24 protein-coding genes are annotated in these 23,787 nt (G+C 51.5%); all 24 read right to left on the bottom strand.

Annotated elements, in window-relative coordinates; translation table 11 throughout:
- Positions 1-110 precede the first annotated feature (110 nt).
- Positions 111-872, bottom strand: a complete 762-nt coding sequence (locus N909_RS24060; RefSeq protein WP_029917707.1) for a hypothetical protein — start codon at positions 870-872, stop codon at positions 111-113.
- Between the two features lie 28 nt (positions 873-900).
- A complete protein-coding gene (locus N909_RS0118935; RefSeq protein WP_211253997.1) occupies positions 901-2,001 on the bottom strand; it encodes a glycosyltransferase family 4 protein in 1,101 nt (366 codons plus the stop codon).
- Positions 2,002-2,006: 5 nt separating this feature from the next.
- Positions 2,007-2,948 carry an ELM1/GtrOC1 family putative glycosyltransferase gene (locus N909_RS0118930; protein WP_029917705.1) on the bottom strand — a complete coding sequence of 314 codons (942 nt, stop codon included), beginning with the start codon at positions 2,946-2,948 and terminating at the stop codon, positions 2,007-2,009.
- A complete protein-coding gene (locus N909_RS25385) occupies positions 2,929-3,096 on the bottom strand; it encodes a Trm112 family protein (RefSeq protein WP_084167824.1) in 168 nt (55 codons plus the stop codon). The genes N909_RS0118930 and N909_RS25385 overlap by 20 nt, the downstream gene beginning before the upstream one ends.
- 3 nt (positions 3,097-3,099) lie before the next feature.
- Complete coding sequence (gene lpxK / locus N909_RS0118920) at positions 3,100-4,161, bottom strand: tetraacyldisaccharide 4'-kinase (RefSeq protein ID WP_155006011.1); 1,062 nt, start codon at positions 4,159-4,161, stop codon at positions 3,100-3,102.
- A gap of 11 nt (positions 4,162-4,172) precedes the next feature.
- Positions 4,173-5,468, bottom strand: a complete 1,296-nt coding sequence (locus N909_RS0118915) for a 3-deoxy-D-manno-octulosonic acid transferase (RefSeq protein WP_029917703.1) — start codon at positions 5,466-5,468, stop codon at positions 4,173-4,175.
- The gene (locus N909_RS0118910) at positions 5,449-6,114 is read right to left on the bottom strand and encodes a lysophospholipid acyltransferase family protein (RefSeq protein WP_029917702.1); all 666 of its coding nucleotides are present in this window, start codon (positions 6,112-6,114) and stop codon (positions 5,449-5,451) included. The genes N909_RS0118915 and N909_RS0118910 overlap by 20 nt, the downstream gene beginning before the upstream one ends.
- Positions 6,115-6,119: 5 nt before the next feature.
- Entirely contained in the window at positions 6,120-7,859 is a 1,740-nt protein-coding gene (locus N909_RS0118905) for an ABC transporter ATP-binding protein (protein ID WP_029917701.1), read from the bottom strand.
- A 24-nt stretch (positions 7,860-7,883) separates the two neighbouring features.
- Positions 7,884-9,047: a lipid-A-disaccharide synthase gene (gene lpxB, locus N909_RS0118900; protein ID WP_029917700.1), complete on the bottom strand. Its 1,164-nt coding sequence runs from the start codon at positions 9,045-9,047 to the stop codon at positions 7,884-7,886.
- Positions 9,048-9,127: 80 nt separating this feature from the next.
- The gene (gene lpxA / locus N909_RS0118895) at positions 9,128-9,901 is read right to left on the bottom strand and encodes an acyl-ACP--UDP-N-acetylglucosamine O-acyltransferase (RefSeq protein ID WP_029917699.1); all 774 of its coding nucleotides are present in this window, start codon (positions 9,899-9,901) and stop codon (positions 9,128-9,130) included.
- Between the two features lie 15 nt (positions 9,902-9,916).
- Complete coding sequence (gene fabZ, locus N909_RS0118890; protein WP_029917698.1) at positions 9,917-10,354, bottom strand: 3-hydroxyacyl-ACP dehydratase FabZ; 438 nt, start codon at positions 10,352-10,354, stop codon at positions 9,917-9,919.
- Position 10,355: 1 nt separating this feature from the next.
- Positions 10,356-11,387 (bottom strand): UDP-3-O-(3-hydroxymyristoyl)glucosamine N-acyltransferase, encoded by a 1,032-nt coding sequence (gene lpxD / locus N909_RS0118885; RefSeq protein ID WP_029917697.1) that lies wholly within the window; start codon positions 11,385-11,387, stop codon positions 10,356-10,358.
- Positions 11,388-11,399: 12 nt separating this feature from the next.
- Complete coding sequence (locus N909_RS0118880; protein ID WP_029917696.1) at positions 11,400-11,909, bottom strand: OmpH/Skp family outer membrane protein; 510 nt, start codon at positions 11,907-11,909, stop codon at positions 11,400-11,402.
- Positions 11,910-11,935: 26 nt separating this feature from the next.
- The gene (gene bamA / locus N909_RS0118875) at positions 11,936-14,116 is read right to left on the bottom strand and encodes an outer membrane protein assembly factor BamA (RefSeq protein ID WP_162179140.1); all 2,181 of its coding nucleotides are present in this window, start codon (positions 14,114-14,116) and stop codon (positions 11,936-11,938) included.
- A gap of 279 nt (positions 14,117-14,395) precedes the next feature.
- Complete coding sequence (locus N909_RS0118870) at positions 14,396-15,082, bottom strand: ABC transporter ATP-binding protein (RefSeq protein ID WP_425415859.1); 687 nt, start codon at positions 15,080-15,082, stop codon at positions 14,396-14,398.
- A gap of 1 nt (position 15,083) precedes the next feature.
- Positions 15,084-16,334, bottom strand: coding sequence for a lipoprotein-releasing ABC transporter permease subunit (locus tag N909_RS0118865; protein WP_029917693.1), 1,251 nt, complete (start codon positions 16,332-16,334; stop codon positions 15,084-15,086).
- 31 nt (positions 16,335-16,365) lie between these two features.
- Complete coding sequence (gene lysS, locus N909_RS0118860) at positions 16,366-17,850, bottom strand: lysine--tRNA ligase (RefSeq protein WP_029917692.1); 1,485 nt, start codon at positions 17,848-17,850, stop codon at positions 16,366-16,368.
- A 137-nt stretch (positions 17,851-17,987) separates the two neighbouring features.
- On the bottom strand, positions 17,988-18,398 hold the full coding sequence (locus N909_RS0118855) for an acyl-CoA thioesterase (RefSeq protein WP_051689960.1): 411 nt from the start codon (positions 18,396-18,398) through the stop codon (positions 17,988-17,990).
- A 7-nt stretch (positions 18,399-18,405) separates the two neighbouring features.
- Entirely contained in the window at positions 18,406-19,221 is an 816-nt protein-coding gene (mutM, locus tag N909_RS0118850) for a bifunctional DNA-formamidopyrimidine glycosylase/DNA-(apurinic or apyrimidinic site) lyase (protein ID WP_029917690.1), read from the bottom strand.
- A 1-nt stretch (position 19,222) separates the two neighbouring features.
- Positions 19,223-19,630, bottom strand: a complete 408-nt coding sequence (locus tag N909_RS0118845; protein WP_029917689.1) for a hypothetical protein — start codon at positions 19,628-19,630, stop codon at positions 19,223-19,225.
- Positions 19,627-20,487 (bottom strand): ABC transporter permease, encoded by an 861-nt coding sequence (locus tag N909_RS0118840; protein ID WP_029917688.1) that lies wholly within the window; start codon positions 20,485-20,487, stop codon positions 19,627-19,629. The genes N909_RS0118845 and N909_RS0118840 overlap by 4 nt, the downstream gene beginning before the upstream one ends.
- Complete coding sequence (locus N909_RS0118835; protein ID WP_029917687.1) at positions 20,484-21,101, bottom strand: cyclic di-GMP-binding domain-containing protein, MshE-related; 618 nt, start codon at positions 21,099-21,101, stop codon at positions 20,484-20,486. Before N909_RS0118835 ends, N909_RS0118840 begins: the two co-directional genes overlap by 4 nt.
- 30 nt (positions 21,102-21,131) lie before the next feature.
- The gene (locus N909_RS0118830; RefSeq protein ID WP_029917686.1) at positions 21,132-22,127 is read right to left on the bottom strand and encodes an ABC transporter permease; all 996 of its coding nucleotides are present in this window, start codon (positions 22,125-22,127) and stop codon (positions 21,132-21,134) included.
- 6 nt (positions 22,128-22,133) lie between these two features.
- Positions 22,134-23,777 (bottom strand): ABC transporter substrate-binding protein, encoded by a 1,644-nt coding sequence (locus N909_RS0118825; RefSeq protein ID WP_029917685.1) that lies wholly within the window; start codon positions 23,775-23,777, stop codon positions 22,134-22,136.
- Positions 23,778-23,787 lie beyond the last annotated feature (10 nt).

Raw genomic sequence — 23,787 nt, 5'->3', positions numbered from 1 at the left:
AACGACAGAGACTTCTTCGATCATTTCGTTGAGGATTCAGACTTATCTATTCCTATCCTGCATGCGGCATAGGCAAGATACTCTTTGTAGCTAAAACATAAAAATTTTATTTATGTATCCTTCCGGTAATGCTTAATCCAACGCACCGGCCGAATAGTTTTATAAAGACGCTTATACGCCTTTTTGACCGGCCATTCACCATTGACCGCTTGATGCGGATTGGGCACACCGGGAAACGCAACCACGCGGGCATGGGGCGGCAGTACCGGCTCCTTCCAGAACCGTTGCGGCCAGGCAGGGACACATTGCACCTTGAACAGTACACACCAGTCATCCGGCCAGAAACTGAGTTCTTTTACCGAGCGACTGATATAGGTTTGGGAATTGGGATAAGACGTCAGGATCTCCTGATGATTCCGAATCAGGTTGTCAAGCAGGTAATGATGTTCTCCAACCCGGAAACGGTAGACTGAGGTATTCCCTATGCCGCGACCCGGCTGGCTCCAATTCTGCATAACCACAAAGGTTTTCTCCGGCTGATAACTGAAAAACTCATCCAGGCGGCCGGTGATCACAACATCAAGGTCCAGAAACAGCCAGTCACCTTCCAAACCGAACAGGTCAGACGAAGGCGCATAGGTACTCAGTTTGCGCCATCCTTTCAAATTATAGGGGGCGGGGATATCGACTTCAGGACAGGAAAAGCACTCAACTTCGGGCCGAATACCGGCTGAATTATCCGTCAGGCAAACAAACCTCAGTGGCCCAGCGAGGTTCCTGCGCACCATTGCATATAAAAGATTGACGTAATCCGCACCATACAGGGATCCCCATTTCATGCAGATGACATTTTTGACAGATTGCTCAGCCATATTTGATACCTGATAAATCTTTCTGGGCTTACCGCTCCGAAGATATTTTTTTTAACAACTGGACATAGACTGCGACCGTTTTCTCAACCATCTGTGCCAGCGAAAAACGGCTGAGGACATATTCCCGTAAACCATCGCTGGGCAACTCTTTCTGTCGCTTCAGCGCTTCGGCCAACTCGGCCACATTGCCCGGTTCGAACAGGAAACCATTTTTTCCTTCTTCGATGATATCCAGCGCACCGCCGTGCCGGGTAGCAATAACCGGAGTGTTCATAGCCATGGCTTCAATCAGGGTGCGCCCGAAGCTTTCTGGCTTTTTGGAGCACGAAACCAGCGCATTACTCAGCGCATAAATAGCCGCTATCTCGCTCTGGCTGCCGGCAAAAACAATCTGCTCCTCAGCACCCAGCTCGGCAACTAGTTTCTTTAGCCGCTCGAAATAGGCTTGTTTGTCGTGCCGAACCCCACCGACAATCAACCCGCAAATATTGGGGATTGCCTCAGCAGCATCTTTTACCGCGTGGATAAAGGTTTCGTAATCCTTTAGCTCCGTGATTCGGCCGACCGAGGTTACGATATACTTGTTGCTAAGACAATGCTCTTTCTGAAACAATTCCAACCACGACATGTTCACCCTGGAAGGATTGAATAGCTCCGGATCAACGCCGCGATGAATCACTGTCATTTTGTCATCGGAAATTGAATAGTGTTGCTGAATATAGGCTTTTATTCCGGTACTGACGCAGATTACCATATCCCCGTAAGTCATGACCCGGCTATAGGCATTGACGCTGTTGTAACCATGGACTGTCGTAACAAAAGGAATCTGCAGCTTGCGGTTGGCAAAGACCGTTAGCCAGGCCGGTACGCGACTGCGGGCATGGAGGATATCGGGCTGAACAGAGTTCAGGATTTCGCGCAGTCGCCGCACTCGAGTCATTGCGGTCAGTGGATTTTTGCTGCACAGATCAAAGATGATATGCCGACCGCCATCTTTTTCAATTGTTCCTGCCAGCTTTCCTCCTGCACTCATGACGACGCTGTCAATTCCCCGCTTGACCAGTTCGCGGTTGAGCTCGACCACGCCGCGCTCGACCCCGCCTTCGTTGAGTTCAGGTAACAACTGCATTATTTTCATTTGGCAATGCCGTTCAGGATATCCGCCTGGTGAATTTTTCGATCAGCTGCACCGACCCGGCCATCAAAGACATGCAGACTTCCCAATTGCTCTAATCTTTCAATAAGAAAACTCAACTTCCCTCTTTCCCGACGTCCTGCCAGCAAAGGCAGAATTTCCACCGCAGCCGCTCCAGAACAAACCGCCTCACTGATCATTGAACTGGAGTCGGCGGTTAAAAACACATACTCACTGTAAGCCAGGAAATCGGCAATCGGATTCACCTGCTCTTCCGAGTAAAACACCGCTCTGGTATAATCGAATTGTCGCAACATTTTATCGACGGCCGCTGGCGTTCGCCTTGAGGTGGTGAGCCAGACCCTATGTTCCGGGAACAGCTCGAGAATACATTTGATCTGTTGTTCGAGAGGCCTTGCCTCCAGCCGTCCCCGGGAACTGTCGCCGCCGATGATAAACGCAATATAGCGTTCCCCCGGAGCAGGAGTAACCACCCCTTTCGGCTCAGCGTAGGAAAGATTGACCGGTATGCTCAAGATATTGGCTTTCTCTGGCGGCCGATCGTGCTCCTGGGCAACGATCAAATCAAAATCCAACCGATACCCCCGTGGATACATGATGGCAACCGCCGGACAGCCGAGCTGCCGGGCTATTGTCTTGTTGGCATAGTAAGTTCCGGAGCCAGCCGACACCACGGCAGAATATTGCTGTTCAGGCACCGTCGCAGAAAACAGCCAGGACCGATGTATCCCACAATTGTCCAAAAGATAACTCAGCCATTTCAAGGCCCTTGATCTCAAGGCCACCGAAACCACATCATAGCTGCAGCCGAGATGTCGGGCAAAAGCTACCGTCTGGTTAAAATGTCCAGGTTTCCCGTCGCTGAGGATCAGGACCCTGCTCCCTGCTAACTCAGCGGGGTTAAAGCTGCTCTGCTTCATCAATCAACATCACCGGGATATCATCACGTATCGGGTAGCGTAATTGACAGTTCTCGCAAACAAGCCCGACCTTATTGAGATCTTGGGTTAGCGATCCCTTGCATTTAGGACAGGCAAGGATTTCCAGAAGAGCATCATTTATCGGCATAGGTCATCTCCATATCCGTGAGCATATCAGGTCAACCAAGTCATTTTCCTGCTCCATGTCCAACACCAGCGGAACTTGATAACAGGGACGTTCAAACATGTCCGGAGCCAGCTTGACGGCATCCTTTTCAGTGGTGATGAACGCATCGGCATCCCGGCCAGCTTCATGAATCCGCCGTATAAAATTCTGGTCATAGTGGGCATGGTCGGGCAAATCAACCTTGCCCACTAAGGACAATTGGCTCACTGATTCCAAAGCGGAGAAAAAACTTTCCGGATGGGCGATGCCGGCAAAGGCAACCAGCTTGAGGCCACTCAGTTCAGTCAGGCTTTTAAATTCTCCGTTTAAAGTCAGAGCATTCTCAGCCAACCGATAACGGGCTCGAACTGCTGGAATGCCACAAAAACTCGCCTTCCCCGTTGCAGCAGACCGAGTCAGCAGAAGATAATCGGCCCGCTTGAGTCCGCGTGGGAATTCCCGCAGGTTTCCAGCGGGCAAAGGGAAGCCGTTCCCAAGGGGATTCGCATCATCAAGCAGGACCAGATCAAAGTCACGCGCCACAGCGCGATGTTGAAACCCGTCGTCAAGAACGATGACATCGACATCGAATGATTTTTCGATCAACCGGATACCGTTTTTCCGTTTTCTGGCCACCACCACCGGGTTATGTGGATTTCTCTTCGCCAACAGGCAGGGTTCATCCCCTGCAGTCTCCGCATCCAGTTCGAGCCGTCCGTCTCCGCGGGCAACAATTCCTGCGGCTGCGGTCAGCGACCCGCCATAACCCCGGCTGAGAATTGCAGCTTTTTTCCCTTGCTTTGCAAACTGTTTGACCAGCCAGTCGACCGCCGGCGTTTTGCCGGTTCCTCCCGCTGCAAGATTACCGACTGAAACGACCGGTATCCGCCCTCGATAAACAGGAAGCAGACCACAATCATAACAGATATTCCTAATCCGGCTGACCCCGCCATAGAGGATAGACACCGGAATCAGCATAAAAAACAACAGGGCTTCTCCTGTTGTTTTCGGTCCGTTCAGGACCAGGCGCTTGTGTAGCTCTGCCAACCGGGACACGCTCAACCTATTGCCGCACGGATGTGGCGCATGGTCCTCGCAGTCGCCCCTGAATTTTCAACAATCAGCGCGCGACCGGCCTCACCCATCGCCTGGCAACGAGCTGGGTCATTCAGCATCAGGACACACTGATCTTCAAATTCCTGCAGCCCGTTAACTTTGACCCCGGCCCCGGCCCGCACCAATTTTTTGGAGATTTCTTTAAAGTTATGCACATGCTGGCCAAACAAAACCGGCTTGGCCAGCAACGAGGCTTCCAATAGATTATGCCCGCCGATAGGGACGAAACTGCCCCCGACAAAGACAATGTCAGCAATGCTGTAAAAATCGAGCACCTCTCCAAGAGTATCGACCACCAGGACCTCGTCGCCATTCAGCAACGCATCATCGGTCTTCAATTCAGTCCGTAGACGTCCTTGCAACCCCGTACCGCGGAATAGATTCAAGACCTCTTTTTTCCGTTCGGGATGACGAGGGATAATCACCAGGCGAAGCTCTCTGCTGACTCGTTGAGAAATCCGCTGGAAGGACTCCAGCAAAAGCTGTTCTTCTCCGTCATGCGTACTTCCGGCGACGATAACAGCCGCCTGCTCGGGAATCCGATAGGAATCCTTTCTTTGGGCAACCACATCGTCTGAATGATTTTTCAGCTCGTGATCAAACTTCATATTCCCGGTATTTTCGACCTTTGCACACTCAACCCCGAGGGAGACAATTCGCTCCGCATCGGTCTGTGACTGCATACAGAATGCTGCAAAACAATCAAGAACCGGTCTCAACAGGAAGCGGGCAAACCGATAGCGCGGATAAGAACGATCTGAGAGCCGACCGTTAACCAGGATCAGCGGGATACCAAGTCTTTTTGCCTGGCGGGTAAAATTCGGCCAGATCTCCGTCTCGACAATGATAACCAGCTCAGGAGCAATCAGCTGAAAAACCTTGCGGACAGTCCAAGAGAAATCGAACGGGAAAAAAATACAATGATCAATCCCCGGCACTTCACAAGCTATGGAATGACCGGTCTCCGTCACATTGCTGACCAGAATCAGAAAATCGGGATAATCCTTCCGCAGCTCTCTTATCAGGGGGATAGCTGCGCGGGTTTCTCCAACCGATACCGCATGAAGCCAGATAATCCGCCGGCCTTGGACCTTGCTCTGAAATTCCGCAGTAAAATATCCCAGTCGTTCGCGAATACCCCGCCGGCTTTTCCCGTAACGCAAGCCATGCACCAGGTAATAAGGGACCAGAAACAATGAGGACAACAGCAGAATGAAATTATACAGCAGGTAAACCATAAGCTTCCAGATGCTTTTCAGCAGCGCGTAAGTTCGTCATCATTGCCTTGGCCAGACGGTCACGGAAATCGGCAACTCCAGCGTCCTTATCAAAATATACCGGCTCTCCGTAGCGATAAACCGCACGCGCGAAAGGGTAAGGCAGTAGAAACCGATCCCAGGATGAAAAACGATGCCCCCGATTGCAACAGAACGCCAGAGGCACAACCGCTCGACCGCCAAGTCTGGCCAGTTGCACAACCCCATCTTTAAGTTCCCGCCGTGGCCCTCGGGGACCATCCGGAGTCAAGGCCAGATCAAAAGGTTCTTTACTGATACTGAGCATCTCCTTGAAGGCACTCCGTCCGCCCCGGGAAGAAGAGCCACGAATCGCTTCATAACCGAAATGAGTCATTGCCTTGGCTAACAGCTCACCATCTTTGGACTGACTGATCAACAGCTTCGCACCAGGCCCACGGTAACTCTTGGCCATCATCAAAGTCTGTTCATGCCAGAAAGCCAGAATCACATTTTCCCCTCGCTCCCAAAGCTCCCTGACACCCTCCTCACCGAGGAATTCGACCCGCATCGAATAATAGAGGCCACGAATCAACTGAGCTCCCAGCCATGGGACCGTGGCAAACAGCAGTTTCTCTTTCCAGGACATGACCGTCACTCACTGAATTGAGCATCATACAGACGCCGATAAGCGCCGTTACCATCGAGCAATTGCTGATGAGTGCCGGATTCAACAATCTGCCCATTGTCCAAGACCAGAATCCGGTCGGCATGCATGATGGTTGAAAGTCGATGGGCGATGATAAACGTCGTCCGATTCTGCATCAAGTTACTGAGGGCTTTTTGCACCATCGCTTCACTTTCGGTATCAAGCGCGCTGGTCGCCTCATCCAACAAGAGTATCGGTGCGTCACGCAGGATGGCGCGGGCGATACAGATCCGCTGCCGCTGACCGCCGGACAGGCGGACTCCTCGGTCACCAATGATCGTGTCGTACCCTTCGGGCATAGCGCAGATGAAATCGTCAGCATAGGCCAGCCGGGCCGCAGCCGTAACAGCCTCCATTCCGGCATCGTCACAACCGTAACGAATATTGTTGGTGATACTGTCATTAAATAGAAAAGTTTCCTGGTCAACCAAAGCAAGATTGGCATGCAGGCTGGCCTGCGTCACCATATTGATATCTTGCCCATCAATCAGAATGCGGCCCGCTTGTGGTTCATAAAACCGATTTAACAGGCCGATAAAAGTGCTCTTTCCAGCCCCGCTGGCCCCTACTATAGCGACAATTTCCCCTGGTTTGGCCTGCACGGAAAAATCTTTTAAAACCGGATCGTCGTCATAAGCAAAACTGACCTCGGAAAAAACGACCTCTCCTTTAACCCCAGACAGTTCGATAGCGCCGGCACGGTCCTGTATGTCATTGGGCGTATCCAGTAATTCAAAAATTCGCTCTGCTGCCCCCAGCGCCTTCTGAAACCCGTTATTAACTTTAACCAATTTTTTCAATGGTCCATACATCAATACTGCGGCAACCATAATGGAAAACAGCTCACCCTGGGTGATCTCACCGCCCATGACCCTGTTAAAACCAAACCAGAGAGCGCCGGCAACGCCCAGCGAAGTCAAAACTTCCATTAAAGGAGACGTGGCGGCACTGTAGCGAAAGGATTTGCGGAACAATAGGTATAGGGACCAGTTTTCGTCCTTAAACTTATCAACCTCATCGGTTTCAGTACCAAAGGCCTTAACGACTTTTATCCCGGAAAAGCTCTGCTGAAGCCGTGAGGTCAAGGTTCCCATCGCGGCCTGACTGCGTCTTGAATACTTTTTGATTTTCCGTCCAATGGCGGAGGCGGGACCCACGGCAGCGGGAACCACCACAAAGGTGACCAGAGCCATTTTCCAGTCGGTGATAAAGGCATAAATAATCAGGCCAACCATGGTCAGCCCTTCCCGCAGCAGGCTGATGATATTATCGGAAATAGCCGACTGAACAACACTGATATCATTAAGAATTCGCGACATCAGGACGCCGGTCTTCTGCTTTGAAAAATATCGCATCGATAATTTGATGGTGTGTTCAAACGCATCGTTACGAATATCCTGGATAGCTAACTGCCCGGCATTTTTGATGTAAAACTCTTGGACATAACGCGCCGCACCTTTAACAGTATACAGAATGATCACGCCAAGAGGCAGCAGACGCATGAGAACTTGGTCGCCCTCTTTAATCAACTTATCAACAAAAGGTTTGGTCAGATAAGCAATCAGGACATCGCTGCCCGAAACGACCAGAGACGCCACCACAGAAATCAGCAAAAGCCATTTAAATGGATATGCATAGCGAATGAGCCGGAGGTAGGCCTCTTTTTTTTCGATACTTAACAGCATAAAATTTAATACACCTGCTCTGGTCTATTTGGTTACAAGTTCATGAACAAGTTTGGCAACTTTTCCGGAACACCCCGGTTCTCCAAGCAAAAGCTTGACCTCCTGCAAATTGTTGCGCATTTGATTTGTATAAACATCATCATCGAGCAACCGAATTATCTCATCCTGCATGGCATCAGGCGATGCGGCATCCTGAATAAACTCCCGAACTATCTCGCGGCCGGCGATGATATTCGTCAAACCAACATGCTCGACTTTTACCAGGTGCTTGCCGATAGCATAACTGAGCGGGGCGATCTTATAGAGGATTGCCATCGGGGTCCCGGTTAATGCAAGCTGCAATGTTACAGTTCCGGAAACACACAAAACGGCATTGCAGGCATGAGCTACTTCATAAATGTTTTCCTCTAAGATGAAAATAGGAATACCGCAGCCATTTAACCGGGTGTGAAAAATATCAGCATCCAGAGAGGGGGCAACAGGCAATAGAAACTTGGCCCCAGGTTTGTCCCGATGAATCAATTTAGCAGTCTCAACCAACGAATCGAGGATATAGGTTATCTCTGACTTGCGACTTCCGGGGAAAATTCCCACGACCTGTTCTTCCCCACCGATCCCCAAGCGCGCACGCAAGTCTCCTTTGGGCCGGTTATTCACATATTCATCAAGCAGCGGATTGCCAACATATTCGGCAGCCACGCCGAAGGGTCGAAAAATATCGGGTTCAAAAGGAAAAATCAAAGCGAGTTGATCAGTATTCTCGGCAATCACTTTGGCTCTTTTTTTTCGCCACGCCCAAACTTTTGGCGTTATGTAATAAAGAACCGCTATCCCTAGTTTTTTGGCGATTTTAGCCAGCCGCAGATTAAAATCGGGGAAATCGATCAAGACCAAAGCGTCAGGAGCTGCCGGCCCCTGAAGGATTCTTTTCAGTTGTTTGAAACGACGAAAAATCCCGTAAAACTGGGCAGCCACTTCCCAGACACCCATGACCGCCAGTTCATCGGAAGAAAAAATCAACTGGCACCCGGCTGCAGCCATACGCTTTCCGCCAACCCCAAAAAAACTCATCTCCGGGTATTGTTCAGCGGCGGCCCGAATAAGATGACTGCCGTGCAAATCCCCCGAAGACTCGCCGGTAATAATCATAATCCTTTTGCTGTTATTTTCTGATATTTCCGGTCGCATTTGCCAAGGCTCTAAAAACACAAAAGGCGAGACCGGGCTGGGTCTCGCAGCTTTTGTATGAATATTTACAATTTTTCCATTTACCGCGCCAATCCGCGCGTGCTTCCTTTTAAAAATTCAAGATAGGTTTTCACTTCGTCGGCAGAAGGGTCAAATTCGGTCTCGATTCTGCTCACCGCTTCCTCAAGTTTCAGATTGGAGCGAAATACCAGTTTATACATCTTTTTTATATTGCTCAGCGCCTGTTCATCGAAACCACGACGCTTCAATCCGGTCAGGTTGACCCCAACCGTTTTGGCCCGATCGCCCTGTACCAGGGAATAGGGAGCAATGTCCTGTGCTATCATGGAACCGCCACTGGCCATAACGTGACAACCGATGCGGGCAAATTGATGGACAGCGCTCAGCCCCCCCATAATGGCAAAGTCATGGATCTCGACATGCCCTGCCAGCGTAGCCGCATTGGCGAGAATGACATGATTGCCCACCTTGCAATCGTGGGCGACATGCGCGTAAGCCATAAACAAATTATCGTTACCGACAATGGTTTCTCCGCCACCATCTTCGGTCCCGAGATGAATGGTGACAAACTCGCGGATCCGGTTCCGATCTCCTATTTTCAGAGTCGTCTCTTCCCCGTGAAATTTCAAATCCTGCGGGATTGCACCGACCGAGGCAAACTGAAATATCTGGTTATCTCGACCGATTTCGGTGCGCCCTTCAATAACCGCATGCGGGCCGACAACGGTCCCGGCGCCGATTTTGACATGCTCACCAATAACGGCATAGGCACCGACAGTTACGCCGGAATCCAAATCTGCACCAGGTGTTATAATTGCGGTCGGATGAATCATCTTCTCTCCAATCAATTATTTATCCGCAAAGGTCGCTTTTAATTCAGCTTCAGCAACCAGTGTGCTACCGACATAAGCCTTACCGGCAAACTGGTAAATGCCACGCCGCTTGGACAGCAGTTCAAGTTCCATGCGCAGCACATCCCCCGGCAACACAGGTTTACGGAAACGTGCCTTGTCGATACCGACAAAGTAGGTCACCTTGTCATCTTTAATACCGTCAATGACTGAAACATAGGCTCCGCCAACCTGTGCCATGGCTTCAACGATCAACACTCCTGGCATAATCGGATGACCTGGGAAATGCCCTTGAAAAAAAGGTTCGTTGACGGTAACATTTTTGAACCCGTTCACCTTTTTCCCTTCTTCCAGCTCTTCAATCCGGTCAACCAGTAAGAAAGGGTAACGGTGGGGCAGAATCTCCATTATTTTCTGAATATTCAAAACGATCATATCAATCCTCCTTGAGTAACGCCTCAAGTTTCTCCAGGCGCTTTTTCATGTGCGCCATTTCCTTGCGCATTTCAGGCAGTTTCGGCAGCGTCATAGTGGCTTTAAGCCACTCCTTATGCGGCATCAATGGGACACCTGATAAAAGCTGATCCGAAGCGACATTATTGGTCGCCCCGCCGCGAGCTCCAATCATGACGTTATTGCCGATCTGAAGGTGTCCGGCAACGGCTGACTGACCACCAAAGGTACAGTGATCACCAACCTTGGAACTTCCGGCGATACCGGTTTGGGAAACGATGATACAGTCTTCGCCAAGTTCGACATTATGACCGATCTGGACCAGGTTATCCAGTTTTGTACCACGGCCAACCCGGGTCACCCCGAGAGCAGCGCGATCAATGCAGCTGCAGGCGCCGATTTCGACATCATTCTCCAGCACAACGATCCCGACCTGGGGAATTTTATAGTAGCTACTGCCGTCCGGGGCAAACCCGAACCCGTCCGAACCGATCACTGCAGCAGGCTGAAGAATGACCCGGTTACCGAGCTGACATCCCTCGCGGACCACGGCATTGGCATGCAGAACACAGTTCTCACCGATGACGGCGTTATCATACACCACCACACCTGGATAGAGAGTTGTCCCCGCCCCGATGCACACGTTCTCTCCAACCACACAACCTGGGTGGATGGTCACAGAATCAGCAACGTCAGCCGTCTCGGCGACCCAGGTCCCTGGCAAAACGCCCCTGACCGGCAACTGAGGAGCCTGCAGAAATGTCAGGATTTTGGCAAATGCCAGATACGGATTGGGACAGATCAACAGATCCCGCCCCGGAGCATCTACTCCCGGCGGCAGAATGACAGCAGAAGCCTGGCAATCTTTCAGCTTGGCAAAATACTTGCGATTGGCAACAAAAGTAATATCCCCTTTTGCCGCAACATCAATGGAGGTGACGCGCCTGATTTCCAGATCTGGATCACCCTGAACCTTGCCACCAACCAAATCCGCTAACTGCTGTAGCGTAGTCATGTTAAATCTCGCTTATTTTTGAGCCGCGTCATAGCGCTTGATGAGTTGATCCGTCAGATCAATACTTTCATCGGCATAGATGACAGCGCCCTCGTTTTTCTCCAAAATAACCGTGTACCCACCATCCTTGCCAATTTTTTTCAAAATATCGAAAAGCTCATTAATGATCCGCTTGGTATGATCGGCATCCTTTGCCTGCAATTCGTCTTTGACGTCTTTTTGAAACCGCTGCAGTTCCTTAACGCTCTGCTGATATTCCCGTTCCTTGTCCGCGCGTGCACTTTCAGAGAGGATTCCAGCCTGTTTTTCCAGGTTGGTCTTTTGCGTTTTCAAATCCTCCTGCATCTGCTTGAACTGGTCTTCGTATTTCTTGACCAATCCACTGATTTCACTTTTTGCCGACACTCCTGCTTTGGATTGATTCAGAGCTTTCTGCAAATCGACATAGCCAATTTTAGCATCGGCAAACGCGGTTCCGGTCAGGCACAAAACAGCAAGTAAAACAAGAATACATTTCTTCATTCTTCTCTCCTATGAAGTTACGCTTTTTAAAAAGCTTTTCCGATTGAGAATTCAAAAACCGAAGGTTTTTCGCCATCGCGCTGATCAAGGTTGTAACCCCATTCAAACCGCAATGGGCCCAGCGGGCTGAGCCAGCGAATTCCGGCACCGACACTGGAGCGTAAATCAGAAAAATAACTTTCATTATCTCTCCAGGCATTGCCGACGTCGTAAAACAATACCCCTTTCAATCCGAGGTCTTTATCAATGGGGAACAGGTATTCAAAGTTGGCATAGGCCATTTTTTCACCGCCGATGTACTCCCCGCCATCCTCAGGACCGACTTCCCGCGTCTTAAATCCTCGGATTGTGCGAATCCCGCCAAGAAAGAATTTCTCCCCTAACGGTACATCATCGCCATTAGTCGATGCGATATAGCCGACGGCTCCGTGTACGGAGAAAACAGTACTCCAGAACATGGGAAAAAAGTGACGATGTTCGGCAATCGGTTTGATGAAATTCTGGGTTCCACCGATTCCTGCAAATTCCACACTGAGCTTGGTGATCCCCCCACGGCTCGGATCCTGATAGTAATCAGTGGTGTTGCGAACCCACTCCGCAGTAATAGAAGATAAAGTCTCTTTGCCCTCAGCATCAAGAATAATCGGACTGGTGACATCATCATCGACGTTGAGAATTTCCTGTATTTCGTAGCGATAAGTCAGAAAGAGTTTGGAGTTCTCAGAAACCGGGTGTCCCGCTTTGATAGCCGCGCCAGTCCGGTGATCATCATAACTATCATACTCCCGCTCCGACTTATAGACTTCGAACCCCAGAGTCCAATCGGTATCCAGAAAATGCGGATCGGTTACCCCAAGAGAATAAGTGAACGAAGAATTGCTCCGTGATCCGCTCAGGCTGAGCTTCACGCCATACCCAAAAAGATTGTCCTGGGTTATCGAACCTTGCATGATGAGCTTGTCAACAGACGAAAAACCCACCCCGATAGAAAACGTTCCGGTCGCCTGTTCGGTGACGTCAACGTCAAGAATGGTCTTGTCCGCTTCCGAACCCGGTTTGTCGGTAATATTGACCTCCTCGAAGAAACCGAGGTTCCTGATGTTACGATTGGCCGCCTTAATTTGTTTGGCGTTGTACAGATCCCCTTCAACAATGGGAATTTCCCGCCGAATAACCTTGTCCCGGGTTTTATCATTCCCGCGAATTCTTATTTTTTCAATGTAAACCTGGGTGCCCTGATCAATCTCCAGATTCAGATCGATTATTTTTTTCTCGGTGTCCTTGTTGGTCAGCGGCGCAACATTGGCGTAAGCATAGCCGTTATCAGCATACAGGTCGGTGAGGGCCAGAATACTCTGACGCAGTTTCTCCCGGCTGAAAACATCCCCCTGCTTCAGTTTGACCAGGTCCAGCAGCTCGTCCTGGCTGCGCATCATATCTCCGCTCACCTGAACTTTCCCAACATGATACAGCGGACCCTCATCAATTTCGATGAGGATATCAAGATGGTCGTCATCAACCAGCTTCACCTGGGCGGGTTTGACCTTCACGTCCTGATAACCGACATCGTGGTAGGCAGCTTTGATCCGCTCAATATCCATATCCATGGTGTCTTCCTGATAGGCCCCACGACCGGTTAACCAGGACAACCACCACTTTTCCTGGGTTTCGATATGCTTCAGGAGTTGGTCCTTGTCAAAAACCGTATTACCGATAAAGGTGATATTTTTAATCAGGACTTTTTCGCCTTCTTTGATATCAAAAATCAAAGTTGCTTCATTGTTGATATCGGTTTGCAGTTGAGGCTCAATTTTGACCGCATGGTACCCCTCTTCAATATACTTTTTTTTCAGTTCGGCAACGCTTTCATCGACCTTATCCCGGTTGTATATGGAAGGGGTTTTCAACTTGATCAGAGGGCGGAGAGTGTCTTTGGACAATTCGTCGTTGCCGGAGAGCTCAAAACGCCTCACCAGAGGCAGCTCCTTGACCACAAAAGTGATAATCTTTGCACCCTGCACTTCGGTCAAATCCGCAGAGATATCGGCAAAACTGCCCAGCGCAAAAATTTTATGAACCGCCTCATCAACCTGTTCCAGGCTGACCTCGTCACCCGCTTCCATTGACAACACCGCCAAAATGGTTGCGGTGGCAATCCGGTTATTCCCTTCCACCCGGATTTCGGACACCTTGAAGGACTGGGCCATCGCCGCAACTGCAATTATCAGGAACAAACATGTCAATATAAAGCGTTTAAGCATCGGCAGCCCTCAATACGCTGGCAAATTCAATCAAGTTAAAATGCTTCTTCATCGCCCACCAGTCTGCTTCAATTGGAGAGACGATATCCTTGCGACAGACCAGCGCCGCCTGAGCCCCAACAAACCGGGTCCGCCCCCCAAACCGACTGTTTGCCATGACTGGCGTTGAAATGCCGACGGAACAATAAACGGAACTGTGCATTATAGGAAATCAGCCTATTAACTTCAATTTAAAATATCCCCGGCCAGGATTCCGTCCTCAATCTGTAACACCCGGTCAAGGCTGGTCGCCAAATCTTGATTATGAGTTACAATTATCATGGTGAGCCCGCGCGAGCGATGGATCTGATTCAGCAGCGCCAGAATTTCATCAGAGGTCAAACTGTCCAGGTTGCCGGTCGGCTCATCCGCGAGCAGCAACCGTGGCTGCCGTACCAATGCTCTGGCAATGGCCACCCGCTGCTGTTCTCCACCGGAGAGAGCCCCGGGCTTATGGGTCAGGCGCTCTTCCAGACCGACCTCACTCAGCACCTCTGCTGCCTGTTTCAAGGCAACAGAACGCCTGACACCCCCAATCAGCAGCGGCATCATGACATTTTCCAAGGCACTGAATTCAGGCAACAGCTGATGAAACTGAAAAACGAAACCGACCGTCTTATTACGAAACCCATCCAGAGCTGCGCCGCGCAGAGCATAGATGTCGCTGCCTTCGAACAGCACATCCCCTTCGCTGGGGTGATCAAGCCCCCCCAGGATATGCATCAGGGTCGTCTTACCAGCCCCGGACGTACCAACAATGGCCACCCGTTCGCCCTGGCGAATCGACAGATTTATTCCTCGCAGCACCTTGATATCACGAACCGGAGTTTTGAACTCCTTCTCCAGGCAGCGGGTCTCAATCAGCACCGGCACATTATTCATAGCGCAACGCCTCCGCCGGATCCATTCTGGAGGCTCGCCAGGCAGGGTAAACGGTGGCCAGCAAACAGATGATCATAGCCATGCTCATCACCGCGATTACATCACTGTAAATAATTTGTGCCGGGAAATGATCCATGCCATAGACCGCTTGATCAAAGATCCGGATGCCGAAGGTACGCTCAAGATATTTGATAATGCTGTCCGCGTTATCGGCAAGAAAGACACCAAGGATGGTCCCCAGACCGGTGCCGAGGGTGCCGATGATCAGACCTTCGAGCAGGAAAATTTTCATAATACTGCGGGCATTGGCCCCCATGGCCCGGAGGATTGCAATATCCCGGCTCTTCTCCATAACCACCATAATCAGAGTAGTGGCAATATTGAAGGCAGCGACCAGAACAATGATCCCCAGGACGATAAACAAGCCCAGTTTTTCAAGCTTCAAAGCGGAAAGAAAGGAGCCGTACATGGTCTGCCAGGGTCTGATGATATATGGAAAACCGAATTCCTTACTTAAAACCCGGGCCACTTCCGGAGCTCTTGCGAAAAGATCTACTTCAATCTCAATACCACTGACCAGCCCTTCGGAATCGAAGAAACTCTGGGCGATCGACAGCGGAATATAAGCATAAAAGCTGTCCACCAGGCTGCTCTGTTTTTCAAAAATAGCAACCACCTTGAACGGCTTCATTTTGGGGATCATTCCAAAAGGAGTGATAGTAAATAGCGGGGGGATAACATTGATGGTATCTCCGACACTGACCCCCAGATTTGAGGCAGTGTCCAGACCGATAACAATACCCGGCTGAGACGGATTAACAGCGGAAAAAGCCTCAACGGCGGATTGACCGGCCGCGGTCAGCAGCTTTTGCTTGAAAATTTTATGCTCAACCCCAACGCCCTTGACATTGACCGCTGCGACATTTCCCTTGGACAGCAGCATCGCCTCCTTAGAGACGAACGGCGCAGCGGAAACAACATGAGGGACCTGCAGAGCGGCGGCAACAACCTGATCCGGGTTGGAGATCCCCTCACCATAGCGCTGCACCAGAACATGGGGAACATTACCGAGAATCTGTTGCCGCACCCCGTCGGTAAACCCTGTCATAACGGCAAGGACCAGAATCAGAGCGCCGACCCCCAGAGTCACTCCGGCAATGGATATGAAGGAGATAACCGAAATGAAGGTTTGCTTCCGCTTGGCACGCAGGTAACGGAGGCTGATAAACCACTCGTAGGACATCGTTATCCGTTTCAGTTTACTGATTTTATAATCAGAGAGATTCGGGACGCATCTGCGGGAACAGAATGACATCACGAATCGAGGCCGAATTGGTCAGCAGCATGACCAGACGATCAATCCCGATCCCCTCACCCGCCGTCGGCGGCAAACCATACTCAAGAGCACGAATGTAGTCTTCATCCATTTCATGCGCTTCTTCGTCGCCTTTGGCTTTTTCTTCCAGCTGTTTCAGGAAGCGTTCTTTCTGATCAATGGGATTGTTGAGCTCGGAAAAGGCATTGGCCAGTTCGCGCCCGACAACAAACAACTCAAACCGATCGACAACATCCGGGTTCTGGTCGTTTTTACGACTGAGGGGCGATATTTCAGTCGGGTATTCGGTGATAAAAGTCGGCTGCCAGAGTTGCGGCTCAACCACTTCATCGAAAATTTCCGTCAACAGTTTACCGTGACCGATCTGTTTGTCCAGTTCAAGGCCGATGGAATTGGCATAGTTGAGCGCCTGTTCATGATCGTTCAATACCTCCATTTCGACCCGACCGTATTTGACGATCGCCTCTCTCAGGGTCAGTCGATCCCAGGGCGGAGTCAGGTCGACTTCTCGGTCGCCATAGGGGATCACCAGACCGCCGCAAACCTGCTCGGCCACATGACAGATCAATTGCTCCGTATAATCCATGAGATCATGGTAGGTGGCATAGGCCCGGTAAAATTCCATCATGGTGAATTCAGGGTTGTGCTGGATGGAGATCCCTTCATTGCGGAAATTGCGATTGATTTCGAACACCCGATCAAACCCGCCGACAACCAGCCTTTTCAGGTAAAGCTCAGGAGCAATCCGCAGGAACAGGTCCATCTTGAGCGTATTGTGATGGGTAACAAAAGGTTTCGCCGTCGCGCCCCCCGCAACAGGATGCATCATCGGGGTTTCCACCTCAAGAAAATCATTCGCAACCATATAATCACGAATCAGATTCACGATGCGGCCGCGCTTGCGGAACACCTCGCGCACATCCGGGTTGACAATCAGGTCCAGATAGCGTTGCCGGTAGCGCGTTTCGACATCGGTCAGGCCATGCCATTTTTCCGGCAATGGCAACAGAGATTTGGTGAGCAGGCGAATTTCACTGGCCCGCAGAGAAAGCTCATCGGTCTTGGTCCGGAAAGGGGCTCCGGCAACGCCGATGATATCGCCGATATCGAATTTTTTGAAATTTTCAAAAACGTCGTCACCGACCTGGTTGCGAGCGACATAAACCTGGATCCGCCCACTGCCATCCTGAACCTGTAAAAAAGCGGCCTTGCCGAAATCGCGGCGGGCCATGATCCGTCCGCCGATGCGATAACTCTTATCAAGGTCCTCAAGGGCGTCCTTATCATCTGCGGCGTGCAGTTCCAAAACCTGCCCCGCCGTGGCGGTTATCTTGAAGTCATTGGCAAAAGGGTTAACACCGGCCTCTTCAAAACTTTTGATCTTGCTGCGCCGCTGTTGCAATAATTCGTTAAGCTCTTCCATTGGTCTTGATCCTTACGCTTGATTTGGAGAGGCACGATAACCCCTGACAGCCGCATTCGTCAAGGCAGAAAGCCGTTGCGAGGCCAAGAACAGCCTCTGCCCGCCAGCTCGGCCAGAAGTTCAACCGTCGCTCAAGGTTAAAGCTGCTCGAAATTCACCAGCGCCGCTAAAAAATCGGCTGGAATCGGACAGGGTTTACGCTTGTTGTAGTCAAAACAGCCCAGCAGGGTTTCGCCTTCGACGGTCAGCTGCTCCTGTCGAGTCACCCGATAAAACATCCGTATGCGAGTGCGCTTAACCGGCTCGGCGCGAAGCGCAACCGTCAGCAGGTCGCCAAGAAACATCTCCCGATGATAATAAACGTGGGCTTCCGGCATGATGATTCCGCAGCCGCCCAAATCCAATTCGGAAAACGGTCCAAGCTTGGTCAGGTAAGCAATCCGCGCATCCTGGAAAAAGTTGAGCACCGCGGCATTGGACACATGCCCGCCGTAATTGACATCGGCAACGCCGACCTGCCGGGCAAATTGAAAGCGAAAATTCTGCATAGGTCGATCATCTCTGACAGTGTGGACAGAAATAAGTTGAGCGCTGGGCCAGGCGGGTACATTTTATGGGCCCACCGCAAAGGATGCAGGCGTCCCCTTCCCGACCATAGATCGTCAGTTCCTGCTTGAAATACCCGGGTTTACCATCACTCTGTTGAAAATCGCTGATGGTTGTGCCGCCTGCCGCTATCGATTGCTGCAACACCAGCTTGATCTCTTCGGCCAAGGTCAGAAAACGTTGCCGGCTGATTTTCCCGGCACTGCGCGCCGGATGGATACCGCTGCGAAACAGCGCTTCATTGGCATAGATATTCCCGACTCCGACGACAACATGCTGATCCATGATGAACGGTTTGATCGCCAGCTTACGTTGGCGGGACTGGTCGAACAAATAGTTCCCGTCAAACTGAGCCTCCAACGGTTCAGGACCCAGGCCCTGCAACAGGCGATGCTGTTCGGGTGGTTCGGTGGTAAACAGAAACGCCCCGAATTTACGCGGGTCGCTGAACCGCAGGCAGTTACCGTCGCTGAAAATAAGATCGACATGATCGTGTTTACGTTCCGTTGTCCCGGCCGGAACAATGCGCAACGACCCGGACATACCGAGGTGAATGATCAGCGTGCCAAGATCACAATGCAACAACAGGTATTTCGCTCGTCGCGTAACCCGCAAAACCCGCTGCCCGGTTAGCAGCAGCGGCAGCTTGTGATCCAGCGGGAAGCGTAAACGAGACGTTCTGAGGATCAGTTCAAGAATGGTTTTTCCGGTCACATGCGGAGAAATCCCCCGCAGGGTGGTTTCGACTTCGGGTAATTCGGGCATGCTAAAACCTTATCTTCGGGCTGGCGTCATCGAAATGCCTGAAATCGATCTGCTCGGGAGAGCCGCTAAAATCTTCGGCCGTCAGTTTTTGAGCGGAATGATAGTGCCACCCGGAGTGGTCTTGGATCAGCAACGCCAATTCATAGTAGGGCTGTCTCACTGTTCCAACTTCCAGTTCCATGCTGAGCAGACACTCCACCTGCCCGACCGCAGCCTCGCGCTGCCCTAAAAATTGCCAATTCAGCACTTTGACCTGGGCGAGTTGACGACGGGCAAAATCCAGGTAATCTTCGCAGCTGGCGAATTGTTGTCGAAACGGGGCCTGTTCATGGTAACTGGCAAAAACGGCGGCATAATCTGCGGTCATCAATGCCTGGAAACGCTGGTGCAAAAAATCTTCAATTTTCATTCTTTTAACCGGGGGTCCAGCGCATCGCGAATCCCCTCCCCGAGCAGATTATAGCCAAGGACCGTTAGCAGGATAGCCAGCCCTGGAAAAACAGACAGCCACCAGGCACTGCCCAGGGTCTGTTTGCCGACAATCAGCATGTTGCCCCAGGACGGGGTCGGTGGCTGGACACCGATACCAAGAAACGATAATGCACTTTCAGTGAGAATAGCCCCCGCCACGCCGAGGGTCGCCGAGACCAGCACCGGCGACATGGCATTAGGCAGAATATGCCGGAAGATCAAGCGCATATCAGAGCAGCCCAGGGCCCGCGCTGCAAGGACGAAATCGCGTTGCCGCAAGCTTAAAAACTCCGCCCGAATCAGGCGTGCCACCCCCATCCAGCTGGTCAGACCGATAACGATCATGATGTTCCAGATTGAGGGATCGAGAAACGCAATGACCGCCAGAATCAGAAAAAAGGTTGGAAAGCAGAGCATGATATCGACAAACCGCATGATGACCGTATCGACCCAGCTGCCATAATACCCAGCCAGGGCGCCGAAAAAGATCCCGATCAAGGTTGAAATGCCGACCGCCACAAAACCAACCAGCAGCGAAATCCGCGCTCCGTAAAGCATGCGCACAAACACACTCCGACCCAGGTCATCAGTCCCCAATGGATGTGCAAAACTCGGTGGCAACAAACTCTGGCTGATGTTGATGGCCGCCGGGTCACTGCTGGTCAAAGAAGCCGCCCCGGCCATTACAAACATCAGCAGGACAATCCCCCCGCCGCACAATGCCATCCGGTTATGCCGCAAACGCTGCCAGACCACATCCCTGACAAACGAACTTTTCCCGACAGTTTGACTCAATTGAACTTCACCCTTTCAACGTCGATCGCACTCAGAATCCCCTTTTTCTGCAAAATATCGAGCAGCCGATCCAGCCTGGGGTCATCGGTTGAAAGATCGCCCAGATCGATCATATTATGGGTTACGAAATCATCATCCTCAGTGACGGGTCCGGCCAGGTCTTCGTCAGCTGCAGGCAGATTGCTGTTGATGGCCGCAATGATTTCTTCTTCGCCGGCCACAACCGGCAGGATACGACAGCCGGTACTGAACTGGAGTTCTTCAATCAATGGCAGATTGGTCGGGTCGGTCATGGCCACCCGCAAAGCCTTTTCATTGCCGATTTTTCGCAATTCCACCGGGACCACCACGCGTTCCAACATCCGTTCCGGAGGAAGAATCCTCATTAACTCCGCGGACAATTCCAGATCGCGCAGGGAGATACGCGCATATTTGGCCTGGGTCTCCAGAAACTCCAGGATCGTTTCCTCCGGGAGATAGCCGAGTTTCACCAACGCACTGCCGATCCGCCCCCCCAGGTTACGCTGCATGGACAAAGCAGATTCCAGTTGGAACTGATCGATCAGGCCTGCTTCCAGTAACATTTCACCGAGACGATTTGCATTCAATTCCATATTGTTCCCCTTTTTCCGCACCGGCTGTGGTCAGGACGGCCCACGTTGCTGCTGACCATGCCGAATCCGTGGGTCAGCCAAAGCATAGCAGACATCCGCAAGCAGATTTCCAAGCAAGGTCAGAACCGCGCCCATGACCAGAATCCCCATGATCAAAGGATAATCACGCATCATGACCCCATCATAAAACAGCTTCCCCATGCCGGGGATGGCAAAAATGGTCTCGAAAATAACGCTCCCGCCGATCAGTCCGGGAACCGCCAACCCGAGGATGGTAATAACCGGCAACAAGGCGTTGCGCAGGGCATGCTTATAAATAACCGTCCGCTCCGACAGGCCTTTGGCACGAGCGGTCAGGATATAGTCCTGGCGAATGACTTCCAGCATATTCGAACGCATGTAGCGGGAGAACCCGGCCAGTCCGCCGATGGCGGAAATAAAGACCGGCAGGATCAGGTGACTGAGTCGATCGAGAATTTGATTACCCCAACTCAGGTATTCATAACCAAGGGATTTCAGTCCCGACACCGGCAACCAGCCGACGCGGACGCCCAGCCAGTCCATCAGCAGCAGGGCCAGCCAGAACGAGGGCATGGCAAACCCGGTAAACACGAAAATGGTCGTGGCCCGGTCAAACCCGGAATTCCTGCGAATAGCGGACACCACCCCAAGGGGGATGGAGACCGCCAAAATCAAAAAAATCGAGAGCAGGTTAAGCATAATCGTCACCGGCAACCGCTCGATGATTTTGTCCAGCACCGGCCGCCGATCACTGGCGAAGGAATCGCCGAAATCGAGTTGGACCAGACGACCGAGCCAGCGTCCGTACTGGACATACAAAGGCTGGTCCAGACCGTACTGCACCCGCAGCCGCTCCTGGAGTTCAGTACTGGCTTGCGGATTCAGCTGGGTCTGAATATCGGTGGGCTCCCCTGGCGCAAGGTGAATCACCGCAAACGAGATCAAGGTGATCCCCACCAGCAGGGGTAACAGCAACAACAGGCGCTTGGCAATAAAACTCAGCATAGTCTGCTACCTGGTATATTTCTGTTCCGATTTGGGAACATACCATTTGATAAAATTATAGCGAATTCCCGCCGGAGCAGGTTTGATCCCGCGAAAACGCTTAGAGACTGCCGGCAAGGCTTCCGGAACATACAGAAAAGTATAGGGCTGTTCCTCTGCCAGAATCTCCTGAAACCGGTCATAATAGACCTTTCGCTCGGCCTGATCGAAAACCCGCCGCCCTTTTTCCAACAGCTCATCGACCTCAGCATTTTTAAACCCGATAAAATTGAGCTGGCCGGGTGCGGTTTTGCTGGAGTGCCAGACACTATACTGATCCGGTTCGGGACCACCGCTCCAGCCGAGGATCGTCGCATCGAAATTCCCAGGATTGATGAATTCCTTCAAAAACGTTGCCCACTCGATAACGCGCAATTTGACATCGATGCCAATCTCCTTAAAGCGCCGCTGAATGATCTCACCGGTTTTCGACCGCAGGTCGTTCCCCTGATTGGTCACAATGGTGAAGACGAACTTCTGCCCTTTACGGTCGAGGATTCCGTCACCGTCACTGTCGGTCCAGCCGGCCTCCGCCAGCAGGGCACGAGCTTTCTGCGGGTCATACGGATAACGGTGGACATGTGGATTATAAACCCAGGTATCCGGCTTATAAGGTCCGGTGGCTATGGCGCCGTAACCGAGCAGCACTCCGTCGATGATTTCCTGCTTGTTGATGGCGTAAGACAAAGCCTGGCGGACCCGCTTATCCTGAAACATGGGCCGGCGGAGATTGTAGCCAAGATAGGCATAGCCGAAATTGAGGTAACGATACTTGTTAAACAAGCGCCTGAAGGCGGGCGTATCGGTCTGGCGATCATATTGCAGCGGGGTTAAGCCCATAAAATCGAGCCCGCCGGTCTGCAGTTCCAGAAACTGGGTGGACAGATCAGGAATCACCCTGTAGAGCACCCGCTTGATATAGGGGCGCCCCTCGAAATAATCGGGGTTGGCGTCCAGAACGATCTTCTCCCCGCTCTGCCATTCATTGAACTTATAAGGTCCGGTGCCGACCGGTCGCCGAGCCAGCGGGCTTTTGGTGACATCTTCACCGGCCAGCAGATGTTGCGGATGGATCGGCATGCCCCAGCTCAACAGTGCCGGAGCATAGGGTTTCGAATAATGTGCGATGAAAGTATAGGGATCGGGGGTTTCGACACTTTCGACCTGGCGGAAAGATTCAGCATAGGCGGTCGGGGTGTGTGGATCCACATACAACTCATAGTTGAATTTAACATCAGCCGAAGTAAACGGTGCGCCATCGTGCCAGAGTACATTTTTACGCAGATGGAAAGTAATGGTCAGGTTATCCGGCGAAATTTCCCAGTTTTCCGCCAGCTCCCCTTCCAACTTCAGGTCTTTATCATATCGGACCAGGCCGTTATAAAGGAGGCCGTTGATCTCGCTGGAAGCTGAGTCAGACGCAAGCACAGGCAACAGCGTATTGGCATCGCCGATGGAAGCTTCGATAAAGGTATCGCCATAGACCGGGGTCGCGTTTTGATCAAGCCCTGGATGCTCGACACCCTGATCCTTCTGACAACCACTGAGCAATAGACAAAACCCTGTGACCAGGAAAATACCGACCAGTTGGGGCGACTTGCCGCAGAGCATGATCAAAAGA

The organism is Pelobacter seleniigenes DSM 18267 (assembly GCF_000711225.1).
Taxonomy (GTDB): Bacteria; Desulfobacterota; Desulfuromonadia; order Desulfuromonadales; family Geopsychrobacteraceae; genus Seleniibacterium; species Seleniibacterium seleniigenes.
The sequence above is the reverse complement of the archived record's forward strand: the minus strand, read 5'-3'. Positions and strand labels throughout refer to the sequence as shown.